The sequence below is a fragment of the Nonomuraea sp. NPDC050783 genome (assembly GCF_040802095.1).
In the GTDB taxonomy this organism is placed as follows: Bacteria; Actinomycetota; Actinomycetes; order Streptosporangiales; family Streptosporangiaceae; genus Nonomuraea.
Genome location: NZ_JBFAHK010000013.1, coordinates 71,086 through 97,961 on the forward strand (window position 1 = coordinate 71,086; position 26,876 = coordinate 97,961).

The following is a 26,876-nucleotide window of genomic DNA, read 5'->3' on the forward strand; positions in this document are numbered from 1 at the left end:
GACCGGCGGCCAAAACCCTTCGACATCGGGGCCGCCGGACCAGATCATGGAGGCATGTCTGTGATCAAGGAGGTGCCGTTCCCCAGCCCGGACTCCGCGGAGCTCCCGATGAACATCTGGATCGACGACGCCGACTCCGCCATCGACGTGATCGACGCCCTGGCGCTGTCGCCGTTCGCGACGGGCGCGCAGCCGTGGTCCCGGCTGGCGAACCTGGAGCGCGTGCGCCCCGACGCCCCGCTCGCCCCCGAGGGCGGCCGGGTGCTGCGCACGGCGCGGGTCGAGGACGGCTCGGAGTCGCGCCTCATCAGCGGCGACGGCTGGACGCTGCGCGTGATCCGCCACCGCAACCGCACCGCCACGGTCAGCGTGACGGCGGTGAGCGAGGACCTGGCCCGGTCGGTGCTGCACGAGAGCATCGACGGCGCCGAGGAGGCCGTGCCCGAGGCCGACCACGTCGAGATGGGCTTCTGGTGGCGCGGCACGCACGGCGGCACCCGCTCGGAGAAGCCGATCACCGCCCAGCCGTGGGCGGAGGTCAGCCAGAACTACTCCGGCAGGGTCCGCCCGGCCCTCGACCGGCTGATGGCGGTCACCCCCTCCGACGTGAACGGCCGGCTCATCCTCCTGCACGGCCAGCCCGGCACCGGCAAGACCACGCTGCTGCGCACGCTGGCCAAGCAGTGGCGCGAGTGGTGCCAGGTGGACTGCGTGCTCGATCCCGAGCGCCTGTTCAACGAGCCGGGCTACCTCATGGAGGTGGCGGTCGGCTACGACACCGACGAGGACGCGCAGCGCTGGCGGCTGCTCGTCCTGGAGGACTGCGACGAGCTGATCAGCTCCGGCGCCAAGGCGCAGGCGGGGCAGGGCCTGTCGCGGCTGCTCAACCTGACCGACGGCCTGCTCGGCCAGGGCCGGGACGTGCTGGTGGCCATCACCACCAACGAGGACCTCGCCCGGCTCCACCCGGCCGTCATCCGGCCGGGCCGCTGCCTGGCCCAGCTGGAGATCGGCCCGCTGAGCAGGGACGAGGCCGTCGCCTGGCTCGGCAGGACCGACGGCGTGGGCCCGTCGGGGGCGACCCTCGCCGAGCTGTACGCGCTGCGCGCCGGCCGCGACTTCACCCCCGCCCAGGGCGACGAGTCCACGGGCCTGTACCTCTGACCCCTACCCGCGCTTCTCCTCCCCCGGCCTGCGCCCCTCCCCTCCCTGCCCGCGCCCCTCCCCTCCCTGCCCGCGCTTCTCCTCTCCCTGCCCGCGCTTCTCCTCTCCCTGCCCGCGCTTCTCCTCTCCCTGCCCGCGCTTCTCCTCTCCCTGCCCGCGCTTCTCCTCCCCCGGCCTGCGTTCCACCTCTCCCCGGCCCCCGCTCCTCCCCCTGCCCGGGGTCGTCGGACGAGGGCCGCCGGTTCGGGGGCCGGTTCAGAGAACCGCCGGTCAAGGGACCGCTGGTCCAAGGGGACGGCCGGTTCAAGGGACCGCCGGGTCAGGGGCAGCCGGGTCAAGGGCGGCCGGGGCGGTGGTGGGGCGGGTGGCGATGCGGGCGGCAAGGACGTGCTTGCACGGGCCGCGCGACCCCCGGTGATCGTGCCACCAGGGGCAGGTGCACTCGCCCGAGGCGACCCGGACCCGGCGCACCCCGCCGTCGGTGGTGACCTCGGCCGTGCCGTCGTCGCGCAGGCGCACCGCGCCCGACGACACCAGCCGGCGGGCGGCGGTCAGGCGCGGGTTGAGCTGGGCGACCTGGTCGCGGTCGTACGGCAGCTCGCGATGGAAGTGGGCGGCCTCGTGCAGGTCGTAGCCGACGCGGCCGGCGGTGCCGAGCTGGGTGAGTGCGGCGCGGACGCGCTCGACGGTCAGGCCCGCCCGGTCGGCGAGCAGGCCGAGCTCGACGGCCGGCTCGAAGTTGAGGAGCATGCCGACCACGTCGGCGTCGCCGGCGGCCTCGTCGGTGGCCAGGTCGGCCAGGACCGCGCCCTCGCCGGAGAAGCCGCGCCACGGCTCGGGCGAGACGGCCAGGGTGTAGCGCATGCCGGGCAGCTCCAGCTCCCAGGCGCTCGCCGTGGAGGAGCCGTCGGCGGGCCCGTACACGCGGAGTTTCCTGGCGAAGCGCAGCAGCGGCAGCAGCGTGGCCACCCGGCCGGTGCCGGACAGGCGGACGCCGCCGCGCGCCGGCCCTGACGACAGCCGCAGGTCGCGCCCGGACGGCACCGCCCACACGGTGGACCGGGCGCCGCGCGGCAGGGAGCGCAGGAAGCGCACGGCGTGCGGCCCGGCCAGCTCGGCCCGCAGGTCGAACCCGGCCGCGATCACCTGCACCTCGGCGAACCCGCGCAGCCACCGCTCGGGCAGGGGCACCTTCTTCTCCACCACGGCCCCGTCGAGGGTGGTGACCGTCAGCTCGTCGGGCCCGACGCCGAGGTGCAGCGGGTCGCGCCCGCCGACCCTGGCCAGGGACTCGCGCAGCGGCCCGTTGACGTCGACGTTGGTGGTGCCGCGGTCGAGAACGTCGCCGTCGAGCTCCAGCACGTCGAGCCGGGCGTAGACGCCGCCGCAGGCGGAGAACGACTCGAACCTGAGCCGGTCGCCGTCGCAGGTGACCACCGGGTCGCGGGTCCAGCCGGGACGGGGCTGGTGGTAGCGGGCCAGGGCGACGTCGGCGACGGCCAGCAGGCCGGCGGCGGCCGGGGCGGCCTGGGTGAGCAGGCCGCTGAAGAAGCGGGGGTGGGCCCGCGGCCCCGACAAGGCGGTGCCGCCCGAGGTGGACAGGCCGAGCCTGCCGCCGGTCAGGGTGGAGGGCCCCGCGTAGGAGTACGCCTGGATGGCTTGGGTCATGCTCCGCACCATAGAGATCGTCACCGACATGATCGGCGCCGCCGGGCGGCCCGGGACCGGTACGTAAACCATCCGATGTGCGACACGGGGCGCGAAAGCACAATGTGCCTGGTGCTCACCGTCGACCTGGCCCGCGTCTCCTTCGCCCGCTTCGCCGTGCCTCCGGCGCCGGGCGAGGCGTGGACCGGCGAGGTGCCGACCGGCGAGATGTGGACCGGCGAGGAGCGCGAGATCGGCTTTCCCGCCACCCAGCTCGTGCCCTCGTGGACCGCGCGCACCCCGCCGGGCGCGTGGATCGAGGTCGCGCTGCGCGCCAGGGTCGCGTCCGGGGCCCGCACCAAGTGGTACGTGATGGGGCGCTGGTCCGAGCACGGCTCCGAGTGCGGCTTCGAGCACGGCTTCGAGCGCGGCTTCGAGCGCGGTGGCCCGCGCACGTCGGTGCCCGGCCAGGGGGACGAGAACGGGGACGTGGCGGTGGACACGTTCGTGGCGCGCCGGCCGGTGACGGCCTACCAGGTGCGGATCGTCCGGCACGGCCCCGCCCGGGTGACCGGCCTGAGCGTGGTGGCCTCGGCCGTGCCGCCGAGGCCGGCCGCGCCGAGCGCTCCGCTCGCCGCCGAGCCGGTGGAGCTGGCGGTGCCGCGGTACTGGCAGCACGCGCACGCCGGGCACCATCCGCGCTTCGACGGCGGCGGCGCCAACTGGTGCGGCCCGGCGTCGGTGGCCATGGTGCTCGGCTTCTGGGGCCGCGGCCCCGGCCCGGACGAGCTGGCGTGGGTGGGCGCGGGCGACCCGGCCCCGGCGGTGGACCACGCGGCCATGGGCACCTACGACGAGAGCTACCAGGGCACCGGCAACTGGGCGTTCAACGTGGCCTACGCGGGCCGGTACGGGCTGGCGGGGTTCGTGACGCGGCTGCGGTCGGCGGCGGAGCTGGAGCTGTTCGTCCGGGCCGGGATCCCGGTGATCACGTCCCAGTCGTTCAGGGCGCACGAGCTGCCCGGCTCCGGTTACTCCACGAGCGGTCACATCCACGTCGTCACCGGCTTCACGGCGGCGGGCGACGTGGTGGTGAACGATCCGGCGGCGCCGGACGGCGAGGTCCGGCGGGTGTACCCGCGGGCCGCGTTCGAGAGCGTGTGGCTGCGGGGCTCGGGCAGCGGCGGCATCGCGTACGTGCTGCACCCGCCCGGTCATTCCCTTCCTCCTAGTAGTGATGGCAATTGGTGAGTTGATGAGCATTCGACCGATCGACGTGGCCAGGACCGACGGCGGCCCCCAGTGGGTGGAGGCGGTGGCCACGCCCGCCGGGGTCGAGGTGTGGTGGGACGAGCCGCGCCCGCACGAGGGCGGCCGCCGGTGCGTGGTGCGCAGGCTGCCGGACGGCACGCGTACGGACGCGCTGCCGCCCGGCTGGAACGCCCGCAACCGGCTGGTCGAGTACGGCGGCCGCTCCTGGCGTCCGCTGCCCGGCGGCGCCGGCCTGGTCTTCACGAGCTGGGCCGACCAGCGCCTCTACCGCCGCGACGGCGACGCCGCCCCGGTGCCGCTGACGCCCGGGGGCCCGGCCCGCTACGGCGACCTGTACCTGCCGCCGGGCCGCGCGGAGGTGTGGGCGGTGCGCGAGAGCGGCGACGCGCGCGACCTGGTGGCGGTGCCGCTGGCGGGCGGCCCGGTCCGGGTGGTCGCGGCGGCCCAGCACTTCCTGATGAACCCGCGCCTGTCGCCGGACGGCCGCCACCTGTCCTGGATCGGCTGGGACCACCCGAACATGCCCTGGGACGGCACCGAGCTGTGCGTGGCCGAGCTGCGCGAGGACGGCACGGCGGGCCCGCACCGCGTCGTGGCAGGCGGCCCGGAGGAGTCGGTGGTCCAGGCCGAGTGGCGCGACGCGGCGAGCCTGTACGCCGTGACCGACCCGACCGGCTGGTGGAACCTGCACCTCGTCCCCCTCGACGGCTCCCCCGCCACGAACCTGACCCCGGTGGAGCTGGAGTTCGGCGCCGCCCCCTGGAAGCCGGGCCTGACGTTCTTCGCCGTGGCGGCGGACGGGCGCGTGGCCGCCCTGCACGGCACGGCCGACCGGCGCCGGCTCGGCGTGCTCGACCCGGCCTCGGGCGAGCTGCGCGAGATCGGCGGCGCGGAGGTCACCCACTGGGCCTCGACCGTGTCGGTGGCGGGCGGCAGGGTGGCGGCCGTGGGGGCGACGCCGTACACGCCGATGGAGGTCACGCTGCTCGACCTGGACGGCGGCGCGGGCGAGGTCGTCTCGGCCCCGAAGCCGCTGCCGGAGCGCGCCCTGCTGCCCGAGCCGGAGGCGGTGACGATCGAGGGTGTGCACGCGCACCTCTACCCGCCGTCGGGCGCGCCGGCCGGGCCCGCCCCGTACGTGATCTTCGTACACGGCGGCCCGACCGGTCACCTGCCGGTCGTGCTCGACCTGGAGATCGCCTACTTCACCAGCCGGGGCATCGGCGTGGCCGCGGTCAACTACGGCGGCTCGACCGGCTACGGCCGCGCCTACCGGGAGCGGCTGCGCCACCAGTGGGGCGTGGTGGACGTGCAGGACTGCGCCAGGGTGGCCCGCGGCCTGGTCGAGCTGGGCCGCGCCGACGCCGCCCGGCTGGCGATCCGGGGCGGCAGCGCGGGCGGCTGGACGACGGTGGCCGCGCTGGTGCACAGCGACGTGTTCGCGGGCGGCGTGGCCTTCTACGCGATCACCGACCCGGAGAGCTGGGCGGTCGAGACCCACGACTTCGAGTCCCGCTACCTGGACGGCCTGGTGGGCCCGCTGCCGGAGACCCGGCAGCGCTACACCGAGCGCTCGCCGCTGCTCAACGCCGCCCGCGCGTCGGGCCCGTGCCTGATGATGCACGGCCTGGAGGACGCCATCGTGGACGTGAGCCAGGCCGTGCGGTTCACCGCCGAGCTGGACCGGCACGGCAAGCAGTGGGCGCTGCTGACCTTCCCCGGCGAGCAGCACGGCTGGCGCAGGGAGGAGACGATCGTCGCGGCGCTGGAGGCCGAGCTGGCCTTCTACGGGCTGATCTTCGGCCTGGAGACGCCCGAGGTCCCCCCGCTGGTCCTGAAGGGGCGGGCGTGAAGGGCGTCGCCGAGATCTGCTCGGACCTGATCAGGTTCGACACCACCAACCCGGGCCGGGGGGAGCGCCCGGCGGCCGAGTACGTGGCCGGCCTGCTGGCCGACGCCGGCCTGGAGCCGGTCGTGTTCGAGGCGGCGCCGGGACGGGCCACGGTCGTGGCCAGGGTGGCCGGTGACTCGCCGGACGCGCTGCTCGTCCACGGCCACCTGGACGTGGTGCCGGCCGATCCGGCCGAGTGGCGGATGCACCCGTTCTCGGGCGAGATCACCGACGGCTGCGTGTACGGCCGGGGCGCGGTGGACATGAAGGGCTCGTGCGCGATGACCCTCGCGGCCGTGCTCGGCATGGCGGCGCGCGGCGAGCGGCCCAGGCGCGACCTGGTGCTGGCGTTCCTGGCCGACGAGGAGGCGACCGGCGACCACGGCTCGCGGCACGCGGTGACCGCGCACCGCGAGCTGTTCGACGGCGTCAGCGAGGCGATCAGCGAGTCCGGCGGGTTCAGCGTGACCGCCGGCGGGCACCGGGTGTACCCGATCGCGGTCGGCGAGCGCGGCACGGCCTGGATGCGGCTGACCGCGCGCGGCGTGGCCGGGCACGGCTCGCGCCCGCCCGTGGACAACCCGGTGGCCACGCTGGCGCACGCGCTGTCCCGGCTGGCCGCCCACCGCTGGCCGGTGCGGCTGACACCGCCGGTGGCGGCGCTGCTGGAGAGCCTGTCGGAGATCACCGGGCAGCCGATCGACCTGGACCGGCTGGACGAGGAGGCGGCCCGGCTCGGCCCCCTCGGCGGCCTGTTCAGCAGCCAGATCCGCAACTCGGCCAACCCGACCATGCTGGAGGCCGGCTACAAGGTCAACGTCGTGCCCTCGGCGGCGCACGCCCACGTGGACGGGCGCTACCTGCCGGGGCAGCGGGAGGAGTTCCTGGAGACGGTCGACCGGCTGCTCGGGCCCAAGGTGGCCCGCGAGTTCGTCAACCTGGAGGACGCGCCGGACGTCCCGTACCCGTCGCCGTTCTTCGACGAGCTGGCCGGCGCCCTGACGGCCGAGGACCCCCTGGCCCGGCCGGTGCCGTACGTGATGGCGGGCGGCACCGACGCCAAGTCGTTCGCCACGATCGGCATCAGGGGCTACGGCTTCGCGCCGCTCATGCTCCGCCCGGACCTGGACTACTTCGGGATGTTCCACGGCAAGGACGAGCGGGTGCCGGTGGAGGGGCTGGAGTTCGGCGTGCGCGTCCTGACCCGGCTGCTGACGGGCTGACTCAGGCGGATCTCAGGCAGGCGCTGGATATGCTGATTCGTGGTCTTCAACAGTGGAACAAAGCATTCCGTTCTGATAGAGTGGAGTCACCACGAAAGGGGATTCACTGATGAGCAGCACCACCACCAGCGGCTGGGACGTTCTGGACGAGGCGCACCAGGCGCTGCGCGCGGCGGTCACCGCCGTGCCCGCCGGCGGCTGGGACCTGCCGACGCCCTGCGCCGGCTGGAGCGTCACGCACGTCCTGCAGCACGCCGCCGGCGACCAGCTCGGCTTCGCCTCCGCGCTCACCGGCGAGCCCGGGCCGCAGTTCGACCCGTTCTCCCCCTCCGGCGTGCTCGCGGAGGACCCGCGGGCGTTCCTGGAGGCCGCGCTGACCCGCTCGGCCGCCGCCTGGGCGGGCGTCGACCGCGACGCCGCCGAGGTGCCCACCCCGGTGCCGCCGCACAAGATGGCGCCGTGGTCGGGCATGGCGGCCTGCGCGCTCGACGCCGGCGTGCACGCCTGGGACATCGCCGTGGCGGCCGGCGCGCCCTCGCCGCTCACGCCCGAGCTGGCCCGGCCCCTGCTCCAGGTGGCCCGCGAGATCGTCGAGCCACTGCGCGCCTGGGGCGCCTACGCCGCCGCCCTGGCCCCCGCGCAGGACGACGACGACGTGGCCGCGCTGCTGCGTTACCTCGGCCGCGACCCGCACTGGCGCCCGGCCACCGCCTCCTGAGCTCAGGCGAACTTGCTCGCCGGCCGCTCCTGCAGCTCGCCGTCCACGTAGATGTCGAGCTTCTCGTTGTAGAACGCGATCAGCCCGGCGATCCGCTCGCTCTCCGGCAGCGGCGTCCGGTACGACCAGGCCAGGTCCTCGTGACCGTTGACGGACCAGTACTCCGCCGTCCCCTTGTAGGGGCAGTGGGTGACGGTCTCGGTGTGCTCCAGCAGGTCGAGCCGGACGTCGGTCTTCGGCAGGTAGTAGCGGGCGGGCAGCCCGGTCTCGAAGAGGACGCGGGCGCCGCGCGAGTCGGCCACGGTCACGCCGTCCACCTCCACCCGCACGTGCCGGGAGCTGGGCAGGATGTCCACCCGCGTGTACGGGTCGCGCGGGTGGACGTAGACCTCCTCGTCCTCCTCGAACCAGGCGTCCATCGCGTCCCACTCGAACCTGACGTGCTCGCGGATCGCCTCCAGCGGCGAGTCCCGGTACACCAGCGCGGCGTCCCGGGCCTCGGCGGTGCCGCTCGTCACGGTGTGCACCTCGGCGTCGCCCCGGGACGGCGAGTGCCTGGTGGCGCCGGTCGCCTTCAGCGCGGAGGCGTCCACGTCGCGCAGCGGGAAGTAGTAGGTGGGGTAGTACGGGACCTCCCACACCAGGAGGGCGGCGGTGGTGTCGGCCACCGGCCGGCCGCCCAGATAGGTCCTGACGCGCTTGGCCGTGCGCTCGGCGCGCACCCGGCCGCGGGTTCCAGTGTCCATGGACGCGGCAACCCCGCCGCGCACCCGCCTATTCCACTTCTTCCCTCCCGGAAGGGGTCATCACAGCCCGAAGGCGGCCAGCGTCGCCCAGGTCGTCAGCGTCCCGGCGATCGCCCCCGCGATGACCTGCGGCCGCGTGTGGTGCGCCAGCCGCACCCGCGCCCAGCACACCACCGCCACGACCGCGGCCCCGGCCGCCAGCGTCGGCACGGCGGGCAGCACGTGGGCCAGCACGACGACCGTCCCCGCCGACACGGCCGCGTGGAAGGAGATCTTCCACCGCAACGTGACCGGCACGGTCACCGCCAGCGCCACGAGCATCGCCGTCACGGTCGCCACCAGCAGCGTCGGCGCGCCCAGCAGCACGAGCAGCAGCAGCGCCGCGAGCACGGCCAGCACGGCCGCCGTCAGCGGCCCCGCCCGGCGCGCCCGGTCCACGATGTGATGGGAGTCCAGCCGCCCGGAGCGCACCCCGGCCGCGATCACCGCCGCCGGCACCCCGCCGCACAGCGCCGAGGCCACCAGCCCCCAGGCGGCGCCGCTCCAGCCCTGCGCGACGAGTCCGACGACCGGCGGCATGACGATCACCAGCACCTGGGGCGCCAGCAGGTTCGTCACCCGTCTCGCCACGGAGTCGCCCGTCATGTCAGGAAAGATTACGCGATCATGGGGCTCGTCCTGATCCCCGGGGCTCGTCGCGGGCCTCCTCCGGCGCGGCACGGGATCCCCGGTCAGAAGAGGGTCAGCGGCTCGTCCTCCGCCGGCGGCCGCGCCGGCTCGGGCAGCGGCTCCAGCTCGGGCAGGCGGGCCCGCACCTCGTCGTGGAAGCGCCGGGCGAGCTCCGGGGCGCCGGCGTTGTCGGGGGTGTGGACGAAGACGGTCGGCGAGCGGCCCTCGCGCAGCCACGCGGTGACGGCGTCCAGCCACGGCCGCCAGCCCTCCACCGTCCGGTCGGTGGCGTCGCGGCCCAGGTAGCGGACGATCGGCTGCCCGGTCAGGGCGCGGGTCCTGCGCGGCAGCCGGGGTTTCTTGGTCCACGCCTCGCGCTCGGCGCCGCTGGTGGGCGGGGCGGCGAACAACGCGGTGGTGTCGAAGGGCACCCACTCGGCGTCCACGGCGGCCAGCACCCGCTCCAGCATCCGCTCGGCCCGGCCGTCCTCGAAGAACGCCCGGTGCCGCACCTCCACGGCGTACCGGTGCGAGCGCGGCAGGCGGTGCAGGAAGGCCGCCAGCGCGCCGAGGTCACCGGGGCCGAACGCGGCGGGAAGCTGCACCCACAACGCGTGCGCCCGCGGCCCGAGGGGCTCCATCGCCTCCAGGAACGCCCGTACCAGCTCGTCGGCGTCCGGCGCGAGCCGCCGCTCGTGGGTGATCGGCCTGGGCAGCTTGACGACGAACCGGAAGTCCGGCGGGGCCTGCCGCGCCCACGACTCCACCGTCTCGCGCGACGGGGTGGCGTAGAAGGTGGTGTTGCCCTCCACGGCGTTGCACCAGGTCGCGTAGGCACGCAGCCGCTCCCCCGCGGGGAGCTGCGGCGGCAGGAACCGCCCCGGCCACTTCGCGTGCGTCCACATCGCACATCCCACATGAAGCCGCATGCCTCGACGGTAGCGGAGGGCGGGCCCGCATAAGCTGGCCCTATGGGCATGATCGGGACGGTCGGGCTGGTGTTGCACCCGCGGCGCGACTCCAAGAAGGCGATTGACACCATCCTGCGCTGGGCCGGCGGCAAGGGGGCCACGGTGCTGGGGCTGCCGGAGGAGGTGGGGCGGATCGACTGCACCGCCGTCCCGGTGGACGCCGACTCCCTGGTCGAGCGGTCCGACCTGCTGGTGGGGCTGGGCGGCGACGGCACCATGCTGCGCACCATGCGGCTGCTGGCCGGGCGGCCGACGCCCATCCTGGGGGTCAACCTCGGGCGGCTCGGGTTCCTGGCGGAGATCGACGTGGACGAGCTGGCCGACACGCTGTCGGCCATCGACGAGCACCGCTACACGGTCGAGCCGCGGATGGCGATCCAGACCCGGATCGCCGAGGCGCGGGTGACCGCGTTCAACGACATCGCGCTGGTACGCATCCCCGGGGAGGGGCTGGCGGCGGTGTCGGTCACCCCGGCCGGCAGCGACTTCGTGCGGTTCGCGGCCGACGCGGTGATCGTGGCGACGTCCACCGGGTCCACCGCCTACAGCTTCTCGGCGGGCGGGCCGGTCGTCTCGCCCCGGGTGGAGGCGGTGCTCGTGGTGCCCGCGGCGGCGCACTCCTCGTTCAACCGGGCGCTGGTGCTGCCCGCCGACGAGGAGGTGACGCTGGAGGTGCTGCCGACCAGCGGGCGGCTGGCGATCGAGGTGGACGGCGCCGTCGTCGGGCACCTGTGCCCCGGGGAAACGATCACGGTCAGCGCCTGGCCGGGGGCCGCCAAGGTGGTGCGGCTCGGCACCACCTTCTACGAGCGGGCCCGGCGCAAGCTGCGGGTGGACGGCAGCACCGAGGCGTACTGACCTCCCGGGAGCTGACCTCCCGGGAGCTGACCTTCCGGGAGGGGGTCAGGCGCGGCGGCGGTGCCGCGACTGGCGGCGCTCGGCGGGCGGCTGGGCGCGAGGGTCGCCGCCGCCGGGCTGCGGGCGGGCCGGGTGCGGGTGCGGGCCCGGGCGTTGCGTGGCCGGGGTGAAGAACCCGCCCTCGGGGACGGGAGAATCCCGGCGCTCGGCGGATCCCTGGCGGTCGGGAGGGACGACGGCCGCCGGGAAGCGCTCCGGGGCGGCCGGTCGGCCGTCACCGGGCCGGGCCGGGCCGTCCGCGTGGCGGAAGGGGCCGTCCGGACGGGGGAAAGGGTCGTCCGGACGCGGGAAGGGATCGTCCGGACGCGGGAAAGAGTCGTCCGGACGCGGGAAGGAATCGTCCGGGCGGGGGAAAGGGTCGTCCGGGCGGTCGAAGGAATCGTCCGGCCGGCGGAAGAAGTCGTCGTCGTCCGGGTCGCCGGGGCGGCTGAAGAAGTCCTCCTCCGCCTCGGCGGCGCCCCGCCCGGCGGTCCCGGGGGCGGGGCGGGCCCGGCGGGAGGCGGTCAGGGCGGCCAGGGCCGTGGTGATGGGGACGGCCGAGATGAGGCCGAGCGTGCCCACGATGCTGCGCACGATCTCCTGCGCGACCACGGGCGTCGTCAGGACCTCGCCGAGGGGCTGGGCGCCGATGCCGAACAGCAGCAGCAGCGGCAGCGACGCCCCCGCGTACGCCAGGATGATCGTGTTGATGACCGAGGCGATGTGCGCCCGCCCGACCCGGCTCGCGGCCCGGTAGAGGCGGGTGAAGCCGTAGGAGGGGTTGGCCCGCGCCAGCTCGGCCACCGTCACCGCCTGGGTGACCGTGACGTCGTCGAGCACGCCGAGCGCGCCGATGATGATCCCGGCCAGCAGCAGGCCCCGCGTGTCGATGGGCAGGCTCATGCCGACCGTCAGCGCGACGTCGTCGGTCACGCCGTTGAGCTGGGCGAGCCCGAGGGCCGCCGACGACAGCCCGGCGGTGAGCGCCAGGGCGGCGAGCGTGCCGAGCACGGCCACCGAGGTGGACGGCGAGAAGCCGTGCGTGAGGTAGAGCACGGCCAGCATGATCGCGGCCGCGCCCACGACGGCGACCAGCACCGGCGAGCGTCCCTCGACGATGCCGGGGATGACGAACGTCAGCAGCAGCACGAACGTCACCGCCAGCCCCACGAGCGCGCTCACCCCGCGCCAGCGGCCGAAGGCGATCACCGCCAGCGCGAACGCCAGCCCGAGCAGCAGCAGCGGCGTCCCCCGGTCGTGGTCGGAGAGCTGGTAGGCGCCCTCCGCGTCGCGCAGCAGGATCACCTCGTCGCCCGCGGCGAAGCGCTGCGCCCCGGGCCCGCTGGGCAGGCGCAGCTCGACGTCCTTGCCGGTGTCCGGCCCCTCGCCGACCTTGACGGTGGCCTCGCCGCAGGTGGCCGGGTCGGGCCGGGGGGCTCCCTCGCTCGCGGCCGGGCAGGGCTTGAGCGTGACGGCGGTGACGGTGCCGGTGAACCGCCCGGTGCCGGTCTCCGGCGGGGGCGCGGGCCGCCCGCCGTCCGGCCACAGCCAGATCAGGGCCGCCAGCGTGACGATCGCCAGCGGCACCAGCACCGCCAGCCCGGCCATGAGCGCGCGCCGCGACAGGGGGGCGGCGGGGCCGTGCGCGTGATCAGCGCCCATCGACGTGTTGGTCCTCCTCGCCTGACGAACAGTGACAGTACTGCAGGTTGGGGGTCAGGGTAGGGGTAAACCATGACATGGCGGGTGGGCACCTCCGGATGGCAGTACAAGGACTGGCGGGGCGTGCTGTATCCGGACGGGGTCCCGCAGCGGCTCTGGCTGGAGGCGTACGCCGCCGAGTTCTCCACCGTCGAGAGCAACAACGCCTTCTACCGGCTGCCGAAGCCGGAGACGTTCGCCGCCTGGCGCGAGCGCACGCCGGACGGGTTCGTGATGGCGGTCAAGGCGAGCCGGTTCCTCACCCACCTCAAGCGGCTGGCCGAGCCGGAGGAGCCGGTGCGGCGGCTGATGGCGGCGGCCTCGGCGCTGCGGGAGAAGCTCGGCCCGGTCCTGTTGCAGCTCCCGCCGACGCTGCGGGCCGATCCCGACCTGCTCGACCGGTGCCTGGCCTGCTTCCCCACCGGGGTGCGGGTGGCGGTGGAGCCGCGGCACGAGTCCTGGTGGGAGGAGAAGGTCAGGGGCGTCCTGGAGGCGCGCGGGGCAGCGCTGTGCTGGGCGGACCGGCTGGAGCGGCCGGTGACGCCGCTGTGGCGCACCGCCGAGTGGGGCTACCTGCGCCTGCACCAGGCGGCGGACGGCTGGGAGTACGGCGGGCGGGCGCTGCCGTCGTGGGCGGCCCGGGTGCGGGAGGCGGGCTGGCGGGAGGCGTACGTGTACTTCAACAACGATCCGGGCGGCGCGGCGGTGCGCGACGCGCGGCGATTTGCCAGACTCGCCTAGTGCACACGCGGCTGTATCGTCACGGCGTCCTCGAGAAGGAAGGGTTCCCGATCGAGGAGGTCTCCGACCATGTGGGCGATCCGGAGAACACGGTCTGGTTCGACCTGTGCTCGCCGGCGCCGGAGGACCTGGCCGCCATCGGGCGGGAGCTGGGCCTGCACGAGCTGGCCGTCGAGGACGTCTTCGGCGGCCCCCAGCGCCCGAAGGTGGACATCTACGACAATCACCTGTTCATCGCCGTGTACGGGGTGCACGTCACCGGGGACCGCTTCGACCCGGTCGAGGTGGACGTCTTCGTCACCGCCAACGCCCTGGTGACGGTCCGCGAGAGCGACCGCTTCGACATCGGCGCGGTGACCCGCCGCTGGGACGCCGCCTCGCGCCTGGCCGGGCACGGGGTGACGTTCCTGCTGCACGGCCTGCTCGACTACGTGGCCGACACCCAGTTCGACCTGGTCCAGGACCTCGACGCGCAGGTGGAGGCCCTGGAGGAGTCGCTGTTCGAGGGCAACGTGCGCGACGGCAGGGAGCTGCAGCGGACGATGTACGTGCTGCGCAAGAACGCCACCCGGCTGCGGAAGATCGCCTCGCCGATGCGCGAGATGCTGGGCACGCTGCTCCGCCGCGACCAGGACCTCGTCGCCGACCCGGTGATGGTCCCCTACTACGAGGACGTCTACGACCACGTGCTGCGTACCACGGAGTGGGTGGGCGAGATCCGCGACATGCTGGCCAACGTCCGCGAGACGCGCCTGTCGCAGCAGGGTTTCCGGCTCAACGAGATCATGAAGCGGGTCACGAGCTGGGCGGCCGTCATCGCCGTCCCCACGATGATCACCGGCTTCTACGGGCAGAACGTGCCCTATCCGGGCTCCGGCCAGCCCTGGGGGTTCTGGTTCTCGACGGCGCTGGTGGCGGTCACGTCGGTGGCGCTGTACGCGGTGTTCAAGAAGAAGGACTGGTTGTAGGGCGGCGGGCAGGGGCCGCCGGGGGCGGCGGGCACCGTCCGCACGCGCAGCCGCAGCTCGGCGGCGCCGGCCGGCGGGTAGAGCGGCCGGCAGCGGCCGCCCGCGACCAGCGTGCGGCGGCCGAGCGCGGTGGCGAGCAGGGACAGCTCGGCGTAGGTGGCGGGCCGGGCCAGGCGCAGCGCGTACGCGCCGTCGCGGGTGCGGCCGCGCGGGCCGGCGAGCGCGTAGTAGTCGAGCACTCCCCCGCCGGCCGAGACGACCGCCCGCATGGTGAACCGGTCACCCTCGACGGTGAACACCTCGGCCGTGGGCGCGTGGTACACGGAGTGCACGTACCCGATCAGGAAGCCGCCGGGGACGGGCAGGCCCGCCACGGCCGGGCCCGCGGCGCCGCCGCCGGCCGCGCAGGCCAGCACCGCCAGGGCGGCCAGCGCGGCGGGCAGCACGGCGGGCAGGGTGGCGGGCAGGGGCCTGGTCAGGGGTTCTCCTGGTAGTAGCGGGCCGCGCCCGGATGGAGCGGGACCGGCGCCACCTGCCGGCCCAGCGCCGGGTCCAGCTTCCCGGCCTCGGGGTGGACGGCGGCCAGCTGGGCCTTGCGCTCGAACAGGACCTTGGTGATGTCGTGGGCGAGCCGCTCGCTCATCGTGTCCGGGACGAGCAGCACGTTGGCGATGCCGACGGTCCTGATCGTGCCGCTCAGCTTGTAGACGGACAGGTCGACGTCGAGGCCGACGTACTGGGGGCCGTGGGCCCGCCGCATCCCGGCCAGCGCGTCGGAGGTGTCGAGCAGCTTCACCCCGGGCCTGCTGGAGACCAGGTCGGTGATGCCGGCGGTGGGCAGGCCGCCGACCCAGACGAAGGCGTCGATGGTGCCGTCCTTGACGGCCTGCACGGACTCGTTGATGGACAGCTGCTGCTTGGCGACGCCGGTGTCGGGGTCGAGCCCGGCGGCCCGCAGCAGGCGGCGGGCCACGACCTGGGTGCCGGAGTTGGCCGGGCCGAGCGAGACGCGCCTGTCCTTGAGGTCGGCGACCCTGGCGGCCTCGACGCCCGGCGCGACGACGACGTGGGTGTAGTTGTCGTAGATGCGGGCGATGGCCTTGACGGGCTGCCGGGCGGTGAAGGTGTCCTTGCCGTTGACCGCGTCGGCGGCGGTGTCCATCTGGGAGAAGCCGATGTCGGCCTTGCCGCTGGCCAGGAGCTTGATGTTCTCGACGGAGGCCGAGGTGACCGACGCCGTGGCCCGGGTGTTCGCGATGCCGGACGACAGCTGCTTGGCCAGGCCGCCGCCGTAGACGTAGTAGACGCCGGTGGTGCCGCCGGTGGCGATCGACAGGCGGTTGCCCGAGCCCGCGCCGCCGCCACCGCCGCAGCCCGCGCTCCCCAGGGCGGCGGCCAGGACGACGGCGGCGGACATCGCTGAGAGACGTTTCACGCTGGCTCCCTTCTCCTTGCTCTGACGAGGTGCGCGGCGACGGCCAGGGCCAGCACGGCCAGGCCCGCGGCGATGGGGACGGGCTCCAGGAACAGCAGCAGCACCGCCGCCACCGCGGCCGGCAGCCGCTCGGGCCATCCGGTCAGCCCGCCGGTGGCCAGGGCGAGGGCGGCCACGGCGAGCGCCGAGACGGCCGCCATGAGCAGCACGGTGCCGATCGGCCCCTGGCCGAGCAGCGCCTGCCCGTCGGGGGTCAGCACGAACGCGAACGGCACCAGGAACGCCGGCAGCGTGTACCGCCAGGTCGTCATCATCGTCCGGTACGTGTTCCCGCCGGTGATGGCGGCCGCGGCGACCGCCGACAGGGCGGTGGGCGGGCTCACCTCCGACAGCACGGCGTAGTAGAAGACGAACATGTACGCCTCGGCGGGGCTGACGCCGAGCGCGGTCAACGCCGGCCCGATGATCACGGCGGCGATGATGAAGCTGGCGGTCACCGGCACGGCCAGGCCCAGCAGCATGACGGCCAGGCCGGACATGACGGCGGTGAGGACGAGGCTCCCCGCGGCGACGTCCACGATGATCGCGCTGAGGTTGAGCCCGAGGCCGGTCTGGGTGATGACGCCGACGATGATGCCGGCCGCCGCGCACACGGCGGTCACCGGCAGCACCTCCAGCGTGCCCCTGGCCAGCGCCCGCCCGATCCGCCTCGGGCCCATGCGGTGGCGCGGGTCGAGGAACGACAGCGCGAGGGCCACGGCGGTGGCGATCACGACGGCCTGGAACGCCGACCGGTCCAGCGCCATCAGCACGACGATGAGCACCAGCGAGCTGAAGTGGTAGCCGAAGCGCAGCAGCAGCCGGCCGGGCCGGGGCGCGTCCACCCGGACGGGGCGGGTGCCGAAGCGGCGCGCGTCGATCTCGATGCCCAGGAAGATGCCCAGGTAGTACAGGAGCGTGGGGATCGTCGCGTACAGCAGCACTTCGAGGTAGCTGACCCGCAGGTACTCGGCGATGATGAACGCGGCGGCGCCGAGGGTGGGCGGCGACAGGATGGCGCCGATGCCGCCGGCCGCGAGGATGCCGCCCGCCGCCTCCTTGGGGTAGCCGGCGCGGCGCAGCACCGGCCAGGCCACGCTGCCGAGGCTGACGGTGGTGGCCACGCCCGAGCCGGAGACCGTGCCGAGCAGGAAGCCGGCGGTGGTGACGGTGCGGCCGGGGGCGGAGCGGGAGTCGCGGAAGGCGGCGAAGCTCAGGTCGATGAAGAAGCGGGTGGCGCCGGAGTGGTCGAGGACGGCGCCGTAGACGGTGAACAGGACGATGTAGCTGGCGGCGACCTGCATCGGGACGCCGAAGAAGCCCTCGGTGCCGGTGTAGAGCTGGGAGACGATCTGGGCGAGGTCGAAGCCACGGTGGCCGATGGTCCAGCCGATCGGCAGGTGACCGCCGTAGTAGGCGTACAGGAGGAAGACGGCGCAGATGACGGCCAGCGACCAGCCGACGGTGCGGCGCACCGCCTCCAGCAGCAGCAGCGTCAGCACGAGGCCGGCCGCGACGTCCAGGCCGGTCAGCGCGGCGCCCGAGCCGCGGTCGCGGAAGGCGTCGAGGTCCGCCAGCGGGTAGGCCAGCACGGCCAGCGCGGCGGCGGCCAGCAGCCAGTCGGCGGCGGTGGGCCGCTCGCCGGGGCCGCCCGCCGCCGCCTCCGCCGGCGCCGCCGCCTCCGCCGCCGCCTCCGCCGGCACCGGTGTCGGGGCCGGGCGGGGGCGCCACGGGAGCCGGGCGCCCGACCGGTAGCAGAGGAAGACCAGCGGCAGCGCCACCGCCAGGAACGTCATCCGGTGCTGCAACGCCTCGACCGGCCGGAAGACCACCACCAGCGAGTACGCCGACAGCAGCCCGCCCGCCACCCGCACGCCGAGCCCGAGCCGCCCGCTGAGCCGGCGCGCCGGGCGCTCCTGCTCGCGGGCGGCGGCCGGCCCGGCCTCGCCCTCGCTCGCTCCGGTCAAGGCGTCCTCCCCGACACGCGGCGTTGCAGGGACTGTACGAGCCCATCAGGTGCTCGGGAAGAGCCCGCCGCACATTCGCTCGCGGACGACCGGCGCCCGGCGCCCGGCGGGAGCCGTCAGGCGAAGGGCCGGGCCCGCGCGGCGAGCTGCTCCACCGGCACCTCCCCCGCCTGGCTCCCGTCGCGCAGCCGCACCGACGCGCGCCCCTCGGCCGCCTCGCGCGGCCCCACCACGAGCTGGTACGGCACCAGCCGGTGCGCCCTGATCCTGGCCCCGAGGCTGCCCCGGTCGGCAGGCGCCAGCTCCGCCCGCAGCCCGGCGGCCAGGCAGCGGCGCAGCAGGTCGCCGGCGGCGGGCAGCTCCGCGTCCGACAGCGGCAGCACCACGGCCTGCACGGGCGCCAGCCAGGCGGGGAACGCGCCCCCGTGCACCTCGATGAGGTGGGCGGCCAGCCGTTCGAGGCCCCCGACGACGCTGCGGTGCACCATGACGGGCCGGCGCCGGTCGCCGCCCGGCCCGGTGTAGCCGAGGTCGAAGCGGGCGGGCTGGTAGAGATCGACCTGGACGGTGGACAGGGTGCTCTCGCGGCCGGCCGGGTCGGCGATCTGGATGTCGATCTTCGGGCCGTAGAAGGCGCCCTCGCCGGGCTCCTCGTCGTGGTCGCGGCCGCGTTCCTTGAGCACCTGGCGCAGCACCGCCTCCGAGCGGGCCCACAGGGCGGGGTCGTCGACGTACTTGCCGCCCTCGCCGCGCAGCGACAGGCGGTAGCGGGCGACGCGCACGCCGAGCCGGGCGTGGGCGGTCTCGACGAGGTCGAGCGCGGCCGAGACCTCGGCGGCGGCCTGCTCGGGTGGGCAGAACACGTGGCCGTCGTTGAGCTGGATGGCGCGCACCCTGGTCAGGCCGCCGAGGACGCCGGACAGCTCCGAGCGGTACATGCCGCCCAGCTCGGCCAGGCGCAGCGGCAGGTCGCGGTGGCTGCGCTGCCGGGAGCGGTAGACGATCGCGTGGTGCGGGCACAGGCTGGGCCGCAGCACGAACTCCTCGCCGCCGACGCTCATCGGCGGGAACATGTCCTCGGCGTAGTGGGCCCAGTGCCCGGATCTCTCGTAGAGCTCGCGTTTGCCGAGGACGGGCGAGTTGACGTGCTGGTAGCCGTTGCGGCGCTCCAGCTCGTACACGTAGTCCTCGACGGCCCTGCGCAGGGCCGCGCCGGCCGGCAGCCAATAGGGCAGCCCGGAGCCGATGAGCGGGTCGGTGTCGAAGATGCCGAGGTCGCGGCCGAGCCTGCGGTGGTCGTTCATGATCATCCTTTCGCGGGAAAGGGCGAACGACCAGCGGTCCCGGGCGTTCGCCCGGGAGCATGGAGTCAGCGCGCCGGGACGAGGTCCGGCGTCGTCGTGGCGAGGACGTAGGCGCGCTGCATGGTGCCAACGGTAGCACGCGGCCCCGATGAAGAAAATCTTCAGCAAGCCCCCGAGGAGTGGCGAATGGTATAAAAGAGCGGTGGCCGAGATCACCCTGGACGTCTGCCATCTCCAGGCGTTCGCCGAGGTCGGCTACCAGGTGGCGGGCGGCGGCGACGCCCACGGGGCGATGTCCGCGCTGCGCCGGGTGGTGCCGCTGGACGCGTACGAGTTCGTCGCGTTCGATCCCGCGACGGGCCGGCACCACAGCGTGGTCTCCGACGGCCACCGGCAGATCGACCGCGACGCCGCCGAGGAGTACGCCGGGCTGGAGGCCTACCGCCGGGCCGTGGCCACCCGCTCCCCCGTGCCGATGCCCGAGCCCTGCACCGAGCGCTACTTCCGCCGCCACCTGGCCCCCTACGGCTGGCGGGCGGGCCTGACCGCGCCGCTGTTCCTGCCCGAGGGCCGCTACACGGGCCTGCTGCACCTGGCCTCGCGCGAGGCGTTCCCGCACCGGACAGGGGCGGTGGTGGCGGCGGTGAGCCCGCTGCTCGCGCACCTCACCGACCTGAGCCGGTGCGTGATCGACCCCGTCGGCCTGCCGCCCGGCTTCGCGGCCGTGGCCTTCGACCGGCTCGGCACCCGGCGCGAGGTGCCGGGGCGCGAGCCGTCGGCGGCCCTGTGGGACGACCCGGCCGTGGCGGGTTACGCGCGCGCGTTCATCGACTCGCGCGAGCTGAGCCGCCACGGCCTCTGGCTGGACCGGTGCGGGCGCTGGCACGAGCTGCGGCTGCTGCGGGCCGGCGTGGGGTTCCAGGGGTCGTTGCAGGGAGCGGTGGCCGGGGAGCGGCCGTGCGTGTTGCCGTACGAGCTGACCGGCCGCGAGGTGGACGTGCTCACCCGCGTGGCGGCCGGCGACTCCAACCCGCAGATCGCCGCCGCGCTGGTGCTCAGCGTGCGCACGGTCACCACGCACCTGGAGCACATCTTCGCCAAGCTGGGCTGCGACAGCCGCACCCGGCTCACCACCAAGGCCCTGGCCGAGGGCCTGTGCCGCCTGGAGGTGTGACCGGCCGGTCCCGGCCGGCCGGGACCGGCGGGCCGGGGGTCAGCCGGGGGTCAGCCGGGGGTCAGCCGGGGGTCAGGAGGCCAGGCGCATCGGGCGCAGCGCGCCGGTGAGCTTGGCCAGCTCGGCCAGCATGTCGGCGGCGGCGGCCTCGCTCACCTCGCCGGGCCGGAAGGCGCCGTCCTCGGTCATGTACTGGGCCAGGAACGGGATGTGCACCGCCTCCAGCACGGGGATCATCCTCAGCGTGCTGACCACCTGGCGCAGGCCGTTGACGGCGCGGGTGCCGCCGGAGACCCCGCCGTAGCTGACGAAGCCGGCCGCCTTGTGCCGCCACTCGTGGTGCAGGTAGTCCAGGGCGTTCTTGAGCACGGCGGTGAAGCTGTGGTTGTACTCCGGGGTCACGAAGACGTAGGCGTCGCCGCGCTCGACGGTGGCGCTCCACTCCTTGGTGTGGGCGTTGACGTACTGGCGCAGCCTCGGGTGGTGGGGCTCGTCCATGAACGGCAGGTTCACCTCGGCCAGGTCCACCAGCTCCACCTGGAACAGGCCCGAGGCCTCGGCCCGCTCGCGGAACCAGTCGGCGACGGCGCGGCCGGAGCGCCCCGGGCGGTTGCTGGCGACGATGATCTGCAGGACGGGCTGGTCCATGACTTTCCCAATCTCGCTAGGAGGACGATGCTTTGCTCAACATTATTGAGTAGCTAACTATTTCTTAGCACAAGTAGACTCGGAGAGTGAGTCTCACCTCCGTCTGCACCCGTTTTCACATCGCGTTAGAGCTGATCGGCGCCCGCTGGTCCGGCGCGGTGATCCACATGATCTTCAAGGGCGCCCACCGCTACGCCGACATCAGGGCGGCCATCCCCGGCATCAACGACACGATGCTCGCCCGCCGCCTGCGCGAGCTGGAGGCGGCGGGCATCGTCGAGCGCCGCGTCCTGCCCACGTCCCCGGTGCGCGTGGAGTACCACCTGACGCGGATGGGCGAGGAGCTGCGCCCGGCGCTGGACGAGCTGGTGGCCTGGTCCCACAAGTGGATCCCGCTGCCGGAGGACCAGCCCGGCCGCGCGACGGGCTAGTCTCCCGGCCGGGCCGGCGCGCCCGCCTGCCGCAGCTCGAACCAGACCGTCGTGGAGCCGTTCTCCCGGGTGAAGCCCCAGCGGTGGCTGAGGGTCTCCACCAGCGGCAGGCCGCGCCCGCTGGTCGAGCGCGCGCCCGTACGGCACACGCACGGCGGCCCGTCGGAGCCGGAGTCGCGCACGCTCACCCGCACCACCGACTGCGTGCTGGTCACGGTCACCGTGAACGAGCCGCCGGAGCCCGAGCGGGTGTGCAGGACCGCGTTGGTGGCCAGCTCGCTGGTGAGCAGCACCACGTCGTCGTGGAGCGGGTGGCCGCGCCCCAGCGCCTCCGCGACGATCGCCCTGGCCCTCGACACCTGGCGGGGCGCCCCCGGCAGCCGGACGGCCAGGTCGCCGGCGCCCGGCCCGTCACCCCCGTTGACGCGCTGAACATCCGGCATCGCCACAGCGACCTCCCCCATAGTCGGACCCGTACCCGGGTGGCGTTATGAGACGCGTCCCGGGCGCTCCGGAGACTGTCGCCAAAAGGTAGGAATGCCCTTTCCGGTGGTCACCTGCGCGGGCCGCCGCGGCGACCGAGTACGCTGCGATCGACGAGTGGTCTAAGCCCAGAGGAGAGCCGTCGAGGCCGGCGGGGCAGCGGAGGAGGTCGCGTGAGCAGCCTGGGGGCCGTCTGGGTTCAGCCGTACGACCGGCCGGGGGCGGCGGTCGTGACCGGCGTCTTCGACATCCTGCACGTGGGCCACGTGCGCTACCTCGGCGCGGTGGCGGCGCGCGGCCTGCCGCTCGTCGTCGGCGTCGAGGACGACCCCCGCGTGCGTGCCTGGAAGGGCCCCACCCGCCCGCTCAACCCGGCTGCCGAGCGCGCCGAGGTGCTGGCCGCGCTCCGCTTCGTCACGGGCGTCTTCATCGTGACCGGCCCGCCGGAGGCGCACGGCCCCGACGACTACATCGACCTGCTCGCCCCGATGAGCCCCGCCGCCCTGGCCCACACGGCGGGCGACCCGCACGCGGGAGCGCGGGCCGCGGCGGCGGCGATCCTCGGTGCCGAGTGCTGGGAGCTGGAGGCCATCCCCGGCCGCTCCACCACCCGCATCGTCAACGCCGCGGGGAAGGGCTGAAGGGCTCACTCCCGCTCGTCGCGCCGCCAGGGGCCGGTGATGGCGAAGACGTGCCCGGGGCTCTGGACGCAGGCGAACAGGAAGCGGGCGCCCCTGCCGGGATCCGGGCCGAAGGTCGGGCCGGTGAACTCGCCGCCGCCCATCTCGTTGCGCGCGATCGGGTACGTCTCCCCCCGGTCCGTCACGCCCACCAGGTGCTGGAGGCCCTCGCCGTCCTCGGCGACGATGATCCCGCCGTACGGGGAGACGCTGATGTTGTCCGGGCCGTCGAAGGGGCCCTCCTGGTCGGGCGTGGGGTTGACGCCGAAGAGCACCTTGAGGGTGATCGTCCGGCTGCGCGGGTCGTAGAACCAGACCTGGCCGTCGTGCTCGTTGGCGCTGCCGTCGTCGTGGCGGGCGAAGCTGGCCACGACGTACGCCCCGCCGTCGCCCCACCAGGCGCCCTCCAGCTTGCGGCTGCGGGTGACGCGCTCGTCCGGGAGCTGCACGCGGACGGACTGCTCGCGGGCGTCGCGGTCGGGCACCGGCGTCCAGCGCACCCGGTACCGGGTGCCGGGCTCGGTCGCCTCGCACAGGTCGGCGACGTGGCCGCCGCCGTCCCGGTGGCAGGTCATGGCCTCCAGCGTGCCCGCCGTGGCGCCGCCCGCCGCCGACGCCAGCGCGCGCAGGGCGCCCTTGCCGCCGCGGAAGCCGTCCGGGGGCGTCCAGCGGTAGAGCAGGCCGTGCGGGGCGGTGGCGTCCTCGGTGAGGTAGACAGCCGAGGTGCGCGGGTCCACCGCGACGGCCTCGTGCGCGTAGCGGCCGAGGAACCTCAGCGGCACGGGGTCCTGGTTGGCCCGCCGGTCGAACGGGTCCACCTCGAAGACGTACCCGTGGTCCCGCTGGAACGCCCCGCCGGCCCGCTGCTCGGTCTCCTCGCAGGTCAGCCAGGTGTTCCAGGGGGTCTTCCCGCCGGCGCAGTTGTTGTGGGTGCCGGCCAGGCTGACGTACTCGCGGATCCGGGCGCCGCGGGCGTCCACGTCGATGTTCGTGGTGCCGCCGCCGGCGCCGGGGTCGTAGGTGAGGCCGGGCAGCACCGGCACCCGGTACGGCTCGTCGCTGCCGACCTCGTGGTTGTTGACCAGCGTGACGGCGCCGCCGGTACGGCCGCCGGGGTGGCCTCCGGGGCGGCTGAAGCAGGCGGTGCCGTCGGGGTCGCTCGGGGTCGGCTCGCCGCTCTCCAGCAGCGTCACGCCCGACTCGGCGACGATCCGGTACGAGAAGCCGGCCGGTAGCGCCAGCACCCCGGCCGGGTCCGGGACCAGCGGGCCGTACCCGGCAGGGGACCGCCCGGCGGCGAAGGCGGCGGGCCCCGCGATCGCCTCGACGCTGCCGGCGAGGGCGATGCCGAGACCGCCGGCGGCGGTGCGGCCGAGGAAGGAGCGGCGGGAAACGGGTGAGGACATGGGACATCGCCTCCAGCGCGGCACGAACGGGTGCCTGTACGGCCATTGCGCCACGAAAAGGACGCCCCGGCCAGCACCCGCCACGGCCCGCCCGGCACGCCGGCCGCGGGTGAGCACGTCGGAGTGCCGGGACGGGCGCACGCGGGCAGGCAGGACTGTCCTCCAGGACACCGGCGTCCCGCCCGGGCGGGCGGCTCCGGGTTAGCCTGGAGCCCGGGGCGGGCTAGGGAAGGATCTCCTGGTGGGGCGGATGTCCGGGCTCATCGGCGCGGCGGCGCGGCGGACCGCGGAGCTCGCCGCCGCCGCCGGGGTGGCCGTCATGGCCGGGTCGGCGGCCTTCGTCCCGCTGCCCTTCGTGCCGCTGGTCTTCTGGGACGTGGCCGCGCTGGTGTTCCTGGCGCTCACCTGGTGGCGGATCGCCCGCCTCGACGGCCCCGGCACCGCCGCCGCCGTCATCCGGGAGGACCCGAGCCGCGCGGGCGCCGACGTGGCGGTGCTGATCGCCGCGGTGGCCAGCCTGGCGGCCGTCGGCAACCTGATCGTCCAGGCCGACACGCCGGAGGAGCTGGTGCTGCACGTGGGGCTCGGGGTGGCCAGCGTGATCGTCTCGTGGGCGGTCGTGCACACCGTCTTCACGCTGCGCTACGCCCGCATGTACTACTCCGGCGGCGACGGGACGGGCGGCGGGACCGGTGGCGGGGCGGGCGGCGGGGTGGGCGGCGGCGTGGACTTCCACGACGCCGACCCGGCCGCCCGGCCCCGCTTCGCGGACTTCGCCTACCTGGCCTTCACCGTGGGGATGACGTTCCAGGTCTCCGACACCGAGCTGCGCGCCCCCGCCTTCCGCTCGGCGGTGCTGCGCCAGGCTCTGCTGTCGTACCTGTTCGGCACCGTCATCGTGGCCCTCACCATCAACCTGGTCGCCGGCCTGGGCCGGTGAGGGCGAGCCCTCGCGTCCTGCTTTGAATAGGCCCGTCAGAGGGGGTATGGGGGCGGTGAGGCACCCTGTCCGGGCACTTCAGGAAGGTGGTGCACGATGGTCCGAGCAGCGGGGACGCGGATCCGTCCCGGCATGGCGGAGACCCGGCAGCGCTACGACGAGGCGGCCTGCCGGAGCGGTTTCCAGGCGCTCGACGGGCTCGCCCTCCTCGCCGGGCTCTATCTGGCGATCTCGCCCTGGGTGGCGCGGTTCGCCGGCCTGTCCAGGCTGACGGTCAGCAACCTGGTCACCGGGCTCGCGGTGGCGGCCCTCGCCGTGGGCTTCGCCGCGGCGTACGGGCGCACCCACGGGCTGAGCTGGGTCACGCCGGTCATCGGCGTCTGGACGATCATCTCGCCCTGGGTCATGTACGGCGGCGCGGCCCCGTCCGCGGCCGTCTGGACGAACGTGGTCGTCGGCATCTGGATCGTCCTGATGGGCCTGGCGGCCGGCGGGCTCGCCGCGAGCGGCTGGCACGCCCGCTGAGCCTGGCGAGGCCGGTCACGGCATCCTGTCCTTGATCGGAGGTTCAGGTATGTCCTGATCTGGTCTAGGCTCTGCGATGGCGAGGGGAGTACTTCCCAAGCGCCGATCCGGTCAGTACGGACGTACCTGAGCGTCCCCGGACGGCCGCCCGGCAGCCGGGTGAAGGAGACCTCGAACGGTTGAGTCACGTTCGAGGAGGTCTCCTTGTCCCTGGGATCGTTGTCGGCTGCCCCCGTGCAGGGCAGCATCGCGTCCTTCACCCTCTGGGCGGTCACCGTCGCCGCCCTGCTCCTGCTGCTGGCGATCGACATCGTCCTGACCCGGCGCCCGCACGAGGTCGGCATGCGCGAGGCGGCCGGCTGGTCGGTGTTCTACCTGGTGCTGCCGGTGGCGTTCGGCGGCTACCTGTGGGCGGCCTTCGACGCGGGCGTGGCGGTCGAGTTCTTCACCGGGTGGGTGGTGGAGAAGTCGCTGTCGGTGGACAACCTGTTCGTGTTCATGCTGCTCCTGGCCGCCTTCGCGGTGCCGGCCGAGCTGACCCAGCGGGTGCTGCTGTACGGGATCGTCGGGGCGCTGGTGCTGCGCGCGGTCTTCATCGCGCTCGGGGCGGCGGCGCTGCAGAGCGGCACGTGGGCGTTCCTGCTGTTCGGGGCGGTCCTCGTGGTGACCGCCGGGAAGGTGCTGCGGGAGGCCCGCAAGGGCGAGGCGCACGCGGTGGACATCGACTCCATGCGCAGCGTCCGGCTGCTGCGCCGCCTCGTGCCGGTCTCGCCCCGCTACCAGGGCTTCCGGCTCGTGGTGCGGGAGGGCGGCCGGCGGGCGGTCACGCCGCTGGCGCTGACCACCGTGGCGGTGTTCGCCACCGACATCGTCTTCGCCGTGGACTCCGTGCCCGCCGTGTACGGGGTGACCGACGACCCGTTCATCGTCTTCGCCACGAACGCCTTCGCCCTGCTGGGCCTGCGGGCGCTGTACTTCGTGCTGCGCGGCGCGCTGGCCCGGCTGCGCCACCTCAACTACGGCCTGGCCGTCATCCTGGCCTTCATCGGGGTCAAGCTGGTGCTGCACTGGGCGCACGGCATCTGGGCGTGGGTGCCGGAGATCCCCACCCTGGCCTCGCTGGGCGTCATCGTCACGGTGCTGTTCACCGTCACCGTCACCAGCCTGCGGGCCGAACGGGCCGGGCAGCCGCCGTCCGCCGGAACCTGAGCGGCCTGCCCACCGGAGCCCGAGCGG

26 protein-coding genes are annotated in these 26,876 nt (G+C 74.5%); 14 read left to right on the plus strand and 12 right to left on the minus strand.

The features are described from left to right. Positions 1-54: 54 nt before the first annotated feature. The gene (locus AB0H75_RS30595) at positions 55-1,164 is read left to right on the plus strand and encodes a DUF5925 domain-containing protein (RefSeq protein WP_367802222.1); all 1,110 of its coding nucleotides are present in this window, start codon (positions 55-57) and stop codon (positions 1,162-1,164) included. 303 nt (positions 1,165-1,467) lie between these two features. On the opposite strand, the gene AB0H75_RS30600 is transcribed toward AB0H75_RS30595, so the two are convergent. After that, a complete protein-coding gene (locus tag AB0H75_RS30600; RefSeq protein ID WP_367802224.1) occupies positions 1,468-2,832 on the minus strand; it encodes an SWIM zinc finger family protein in 1,365 nt (454 codons plus the stop codon). A gap of 102 nt (positions 2,833-2,934) precedes the next feature. On the opposite strand from AB0H75_RS30600, the gene AB0H75_RS30605 reads away from it, so the two are divergent. From AB0H75_RS30605 to AB0H75_RS30620, 4 genes are all read left to right on the plus strand, one after another. Beyond that, the gene (locus tag AB0H75_RS30605; RefSeq protein ID WP_367802225.1) at positions 2,935-4,062 is read left to right on the plus strand and encodes a C39 family peptidase; all 1,128 of its coding nucleotides are present in this window, start codon (positions 2,935-2,937) and stop codon (positions 4,060-4,062) included. 4 nt (positions 4,063-4,066) lie between these two features. Continuing rightward, entirely contained in the window at positions 4,067-5,935 is a 1,869-nt protein-coding gene (locus AB0H75_RS30610; protein WP_367802226.1) for a prolyl oligopeptidase family serine peptidase, read from the plus strand. Next, entirely contained in the window at positions 5,932-7,197 is a 1,266-nt protein-coding gene (locus tag AB0H75_RS30615; RefSeq protein ID WP_367802228.1) for a M20/M25/M40 family metallo-hydrolase, read from the plus strand. The genes AB0H75_RS30610 and AB0H75_RS30615 overlap by 4 nt, the downstream gene beginning before the upstream one ends. A 109-nt stretch (positions 7,198-7,306) precedes the next feature. Further along, complete coding sequence (locus AB0H75_RS30620) at positions 7,307-7,915, plus strand: TIGR03086 family metal-binding protein (RefSeq protein WP_367802230.1); 609 nt, start codon at positions 7,307-7,309, stop codon at positions 7,913-7,915. Positions 7,916-7,917: 2 nt separating this feature from the next. Here the strand turns inward: AB0H75_RS30620 and AB0H75_RS30625 are convergent, their stop codons facing one another. The 3 genes from AB0H75_RS30625 to AB0H75_RS30635 form a co-directional block, all read right to left on the minus strand. Beyond that, a complete protein-coding gene (locus tag AB0H75_RS30625) occupies positions 7,918-8,661 on the minus strand; it encodes a DUF427 domain-containing protein (protein ID WP_367802232.1) in 744 nt (247 codons plus the stop codon). A 60-nt stretch (positions 8,662-8,721) separates the two neighbouring features. Further along, the gene (locus AB0H75_RS30630; protein WP_367802234.1) at positions 8,722-9,306 is read right to left on the minus strand and encodes a hypothetical protein; all 585 of its coding nucleotides are present in this window, start codon (positions 9,304-9,306) and stop codon (positions 8,722-8,724) included. An 86-nt stretch (positions 9,307-9,392) separates the two neighbouring features. Further along, on the minus strand, positions 9,393-10,235 hold the full coding sequence (locus tag AB0H75_RS30635) for a DUF72 domain-containing protein (protein ID WP_367802236.1): 843 nt from the start codon (positions 10,233-10,235) through the stop codon (positions 9,393-9,395). Positions 10,236-10,301: 66 nt separating this feature from the next. On the opposite strand from AB0H75_RS30635, the gene AB0H75_RS30640 reads away from it, so the two are divergent. Then, positions 10,302-11,159, plus strand: coding sequence for an NAD(+)/NADH kinase (locus AB0H75_RS30640; protein WP_367802238.1), 858 nt, complete (start codon positions 10,302-10,304; stop codon positions 11,157-11,159). A gap of 45 nt (positions 11,160-11,204) precedes the next feature. On the opposite strand, the gene AB0H75_RS30645 is transcribed toward AB0H75_RS30640, so the two are convergent. After that, complete coding sequence (locus AB0H75_RS30645) at positions 11,205-12,860, minus strand: YibE/F family protein (RefSeq protein ID WP_367802240.1); 1,656 nt, start codon at positions 12,858-12,860, stop codon at positions 11,205-11,207. 72 nt (positions 12,861-12,932) lie between these two features. Between AB0H75_RS30645 and AB0H75_RS30650 the strand changes: the two genes are divergently transcribed. Beyond that, positions 12,933-13,640 carry a DUF72 domain-containing protein gene (locus AB0H75_RS30650; protein ID WP_367802241.1) on the plus strand — a complete coding sequence of 236 codons (708 nt, stop codon included), beginning with the start codon at positions 12,933-12,935 and terminating at the stop codon, positions 13,638-13,640. Then, the gene (locus AB0H75_RS30655) at positions 13,640-14,608 is read left to right on the plus strand and encodes a magnesium transporter CorA family protein (RefSeq protein ID WP_367802243.1); all 969 of its coding nucleotides are present in this window, start codon (positions 13,640-13,642) and stop codon (positions 14,606-14,608) included. Before AB0H75_RS30650 ends, AB0H75_RS30655 begins: the two co-directional genes overlap by 1 nt. On the opposite strand, the gene AB0H75_RS30660 is transcribed toward AB0H75_RS30655, so the two are convergent. From AB0H75_RS30660 to thrS, 4 genes are all read right to left on the minus strand, one after another. After that, on the minus strand, positions 14,503-15,054 hold the full coding sequence (locus AB0H75_RS30660; protein WP_367802245.1) for a DUF1850 domain-containing protein: 552 nt from the start codon (positions 15,052-15,054) through the stop codon (positions 14,503-14,505). The two genes, AB0H75_RS30655 and AB0H75_RS30660, sit on opposite strands and share 106 nt — an antisense overlap. Before the next feature lie 29 nt (positions 15,055-15,083). Then, positions 15,084-16,043, minus strand: a complete 960-nt coding sequence (locus tag AB0H75_RS30665; RefSeq protein ID WP_367802247.1) for a TAXI family TRAP transporter solute-binding subunit — start codon at positions 16,041-16,043, stop codon at positions 15,084-15,086. Then, positions 16,040-18,049 (minus strand): TRAP transporter permease, encoded by a 2,010-nt coding sequence (locus AB0H75_RS30670; protein WP_367802249.1) that lies wholly within the window; start codon positions 18,047-18,049, stop codon positions 16,040-16,042. The genes AB0H75_RS30665 and AB0H75_RS30670 overlap by 4 nt, the downstream gene beginning before the upstream one ends. Positions 18,050-18,165: 116 nt before the next feature. Then, a complete protein-coding gene (gene thrS, locus AB0H75_RS30675; RefSeq protein ID WP_367802251.1) occupies positions 18,166-19,569 on the minus strand; it encodes a threonine--tRNA ligase in 1,404 nt (467 codons plus the stop codon). Here thrS and AB0H75_RS30680 point away from each other — a divergent pair. Further along, on the plus strand, positions 19,556-20,527 hold the full coding sequence (locus AB0H75_RS30680; RefSeq protein WP_367802253.1) for a response regulator transcription factor: 972 nt from the start codon (positions 19,556-19,558) through the stop codon (positions 20,525-20,527). The genes thrS and AB0H75_RS30680 overlap by 14 nt on opposite strands. A gap of 72 nt (positions 20,528-20,599) precedes the next feature. Here AB0H75_RS30680 and AB0H75_RS30685 read toward each other — a convergent pair whose 3' ends face one another. Next, positions 20,600-21,175, minus strand: a complete 576-nt coding sequence (locus AB0H75_RS30685; protein WP_367802255.1) for an NADPH-dependent FMN reductase — start codon at positions 21,173-21,175, stop codon at positions 20,600-20,602. Positions 21,176-21,261: 86 nt separating this feature from the next. On the opposite strand from AB0H75_RS30685, the gene AB0H75_RS30690 reads away from it, so the two are divergent. Beyond that, on the plus strand, positions 21,262-21,606 hold the full coding sequence (locus tag AB0H75_RS30690) for a winged helix-turn-helix transcriptional regulator (protein ID WP_367802257.1): 345 nt from the start codon (positions 21,262-21,264) through the stop codon (positions 21,604-21,606). Here AB0H75_RS30690 and AB0H75_RS30695 read toward each other — a convergent pair. Beyond that, complete coding sequence (locus AB0H75_RS30695) at positions 21,603-22,049, minus strand: ATP-binding protein (protein WP_367802259.1); 447 nt, start codon at positions 22,047-22,049, stop codon at positions 21,603-21,605. The two genes, AB0H75_RS30690 and AB0H75_RS30695, sit on opposite strands and share 4 nt — an antisense overlap. 213 nt (positions 22,050-22,262) lie before the next feature. Between AB0H75_RS30695 and AB0H75_RS30700 the strand changes: the two genes are divergently transcribed. Next, positions 22,263-22,730 (plus strand): adenylyltransferase/cytidyltransferase family protein, encoded by a 468-nt coding sequence (locus tag AB0H75_RS30700; protein ID WP_367802261.1) that lies wholly within the window; start codon positions 22,263-22,265, stop codon positions 22,728-22,730. Between the two features lie 5 nt (positions 22,731-22,735). Here the strand turns inward: AB0H75_RS30700 and AB0H75_RS30705 are convergent, their stop codons facing one another. Next, positions 22,736-24,175 carry an alkaline phosphatase PhoX gene (locus AB0H75_RS30705; RefSeq protein WP_367802263.1) on the minus strand — a complete coding sequence of 480 codons (1,440 nt, stop codon included), beginning with the start codon at positions 24,173-24,175 and terminating at the stop codon, positions 22,736-22,738. A gap of 250 nt (positions 24,176-24,425) precedes the next feature. Between AB0H75_RS30705 and AB0H75_RS30710 the strand changes: the two genes are divergently transcribed. From AB0H75_RS30710 to AB0H75_RS30720, 3 genes are all read left to right on the plus strand, one after another. Beyond that, positions 24,426-25,115 carry a DUF1345 domain-containing protein gene (locus AB0H75_RS30710; RefSeq protein WP_367802698.1) on the plus strand — a complete coding sequence of 230 codons (690 nt, stop codon included), beginning with the start codon at positions 24,426-24,428 and terminating at the stop codon, positions 25,113-25,115. Between the two features lie 96 nt (positions 25,116-25,211). Continuing rightward, on the plus strand, positions 25,212-25,640 hold the full coding sequence (locus tag AB0H75_RS30715) for an SPW repeat protein (RefSeq protein ID WP_367802265.1): 429 nt from the start codon (positions 25,212-25,214) through the stop codon (positions 25,638-25,640). 204 nt (positions 25,641-25,844) lie between these two features. Then, on the plus strand, positions 25,845-26,849 hold the full coding sequence (locus tag AB0H75_RS30720) for a TerC/Alx family metal homeostasis membrane protein (RefSeq protein WP_367802267.1): 1,005 nt from the start codon (positions 25,845-25,847) through the stop codon (positions 26,847-26,849). Positions 26,850-26,876 lie beyond the last annotated feature (27 nt).

Excerpts from the sequence above, each read along its gene's own strand:
- AB0H75_RS30685 (WP_367802255.1), bottom strand. The coding sequence starts at position 21,175 with ATGGACCAGCCCGTCCTGCAGATCATCGTCGCCAGCAACCGCCCGGGG.
- AB0H75_RS30640 (WP_367802238.1), top strand. The coding sequence starts at position 10,302 with ATGGGCATGATCGGGACGGTCGGGCTGGTGTTGCACCCGCGGCGCGAC.
- AB0H75_RS30695 (WP_367802259.1), bottom strand. The coding sequence starts at position 22,049 with ATGCCGGATGTTCAGCGCGTCAACGGGGGTGACGGGCCGGGCGCCGGC.
- AB0H75_RS30595 (WP_367802222.1), top strand. The coding sequence starts at position 55 with ATGTCTGTGATCAAGGAGGTGCCGTTCCCCAGCCCGGACTCCGCGGAG.
- AB0H75_RS30625 (WP_367802232.1), bottom strand. The coding sequence starts at position 8,661 with ATGGACACTGGAACCCGCGGCCGGGTGCGCGCCGAGCGCACGGCCAAG.
- AB0H75_RS30645 (WP_367802240.1), bottom strand. The coding sequence starts at position 12,860 with ATGGGCGCTGATCACGCGCACGGCCCCGCCGCCCCCCTGTCGCGGCGC.
- AB0H75_RS30630 (WP_367802234.1), bottom strand. The coding sequence starts at position 9,306 with ATGACGGGCGACTCCGTGGCGAGACGGGTGACGAACCTGCTGGCGCCC.
- AB0H75_RS30605 (WP_367802225.1), top strand. The coding sequence starts at position 2,935 with ATGTGCCTGGTGCTCACCGTCGACCTGGCCCGCGTCTCCTTCGCCCGC.
- AB0H75_RS30650 (WP_367802241.1), top strand. The coding sequence starts at position 12,933 with ATGACATGGCGGGTGGGCACCTCCGGATGGCAGTACAAGGACTGGCGG.
- AB0H75_RS30620 (WP_367802230.1), top strand. The coding sequence starts at position 7,307 with ATGAGCAGCACCACCACCAGCGGCTGGGACGTTCTGGACGAGGCGCAC.
- AB0H75_RS30715 (WP_367802265.1), top strand. The coding sequence starts at position 25,212 with ATGGTCCGAGCAGCGGGGACGCGGATCCGTCCCGGCATGGCGGAGACC.
- AB0H75_RS30600 (WP_367802224.1), bottom strand. The coding sequence starts at position 2,832 with ATGACCCAAGCCATCCAGGCGTACTCCTACGCGGGGCCCTCCACCCTG.
- AB0H75_RS30710 (WP_367802698.1), top strand. The coding sequence starts at position 24,426 with ATGTCCGGGCTCATCGGCGCGGCGGCGCGGCGGACCGCGGAGCTCGCC.
- AB0H75_RS30610 (WP_367802226.1), top strand. The coding sequence starts at position 4,067 with ATGAGCATTCGACCGATCGACGTGGCCAGGACCGACGGCGGCCCCCAG.
- AB0H75_RS30705 (WP_367802263.1), bottom strand. The coding sequence starts at position 24,175 with ATGTCCTCACCCGTTTCCCGCCGCTCCTTCCTCGGCCGCACCGCCGCC.
- AB0H75_RS30635 (WP_367802236.1), bottom strand. The coding sequence starts at position 10,235 with ATGTGGACGCACGCGAAGTGGCCGGGGCGGTTCCTGCCGCCGCAGCTC.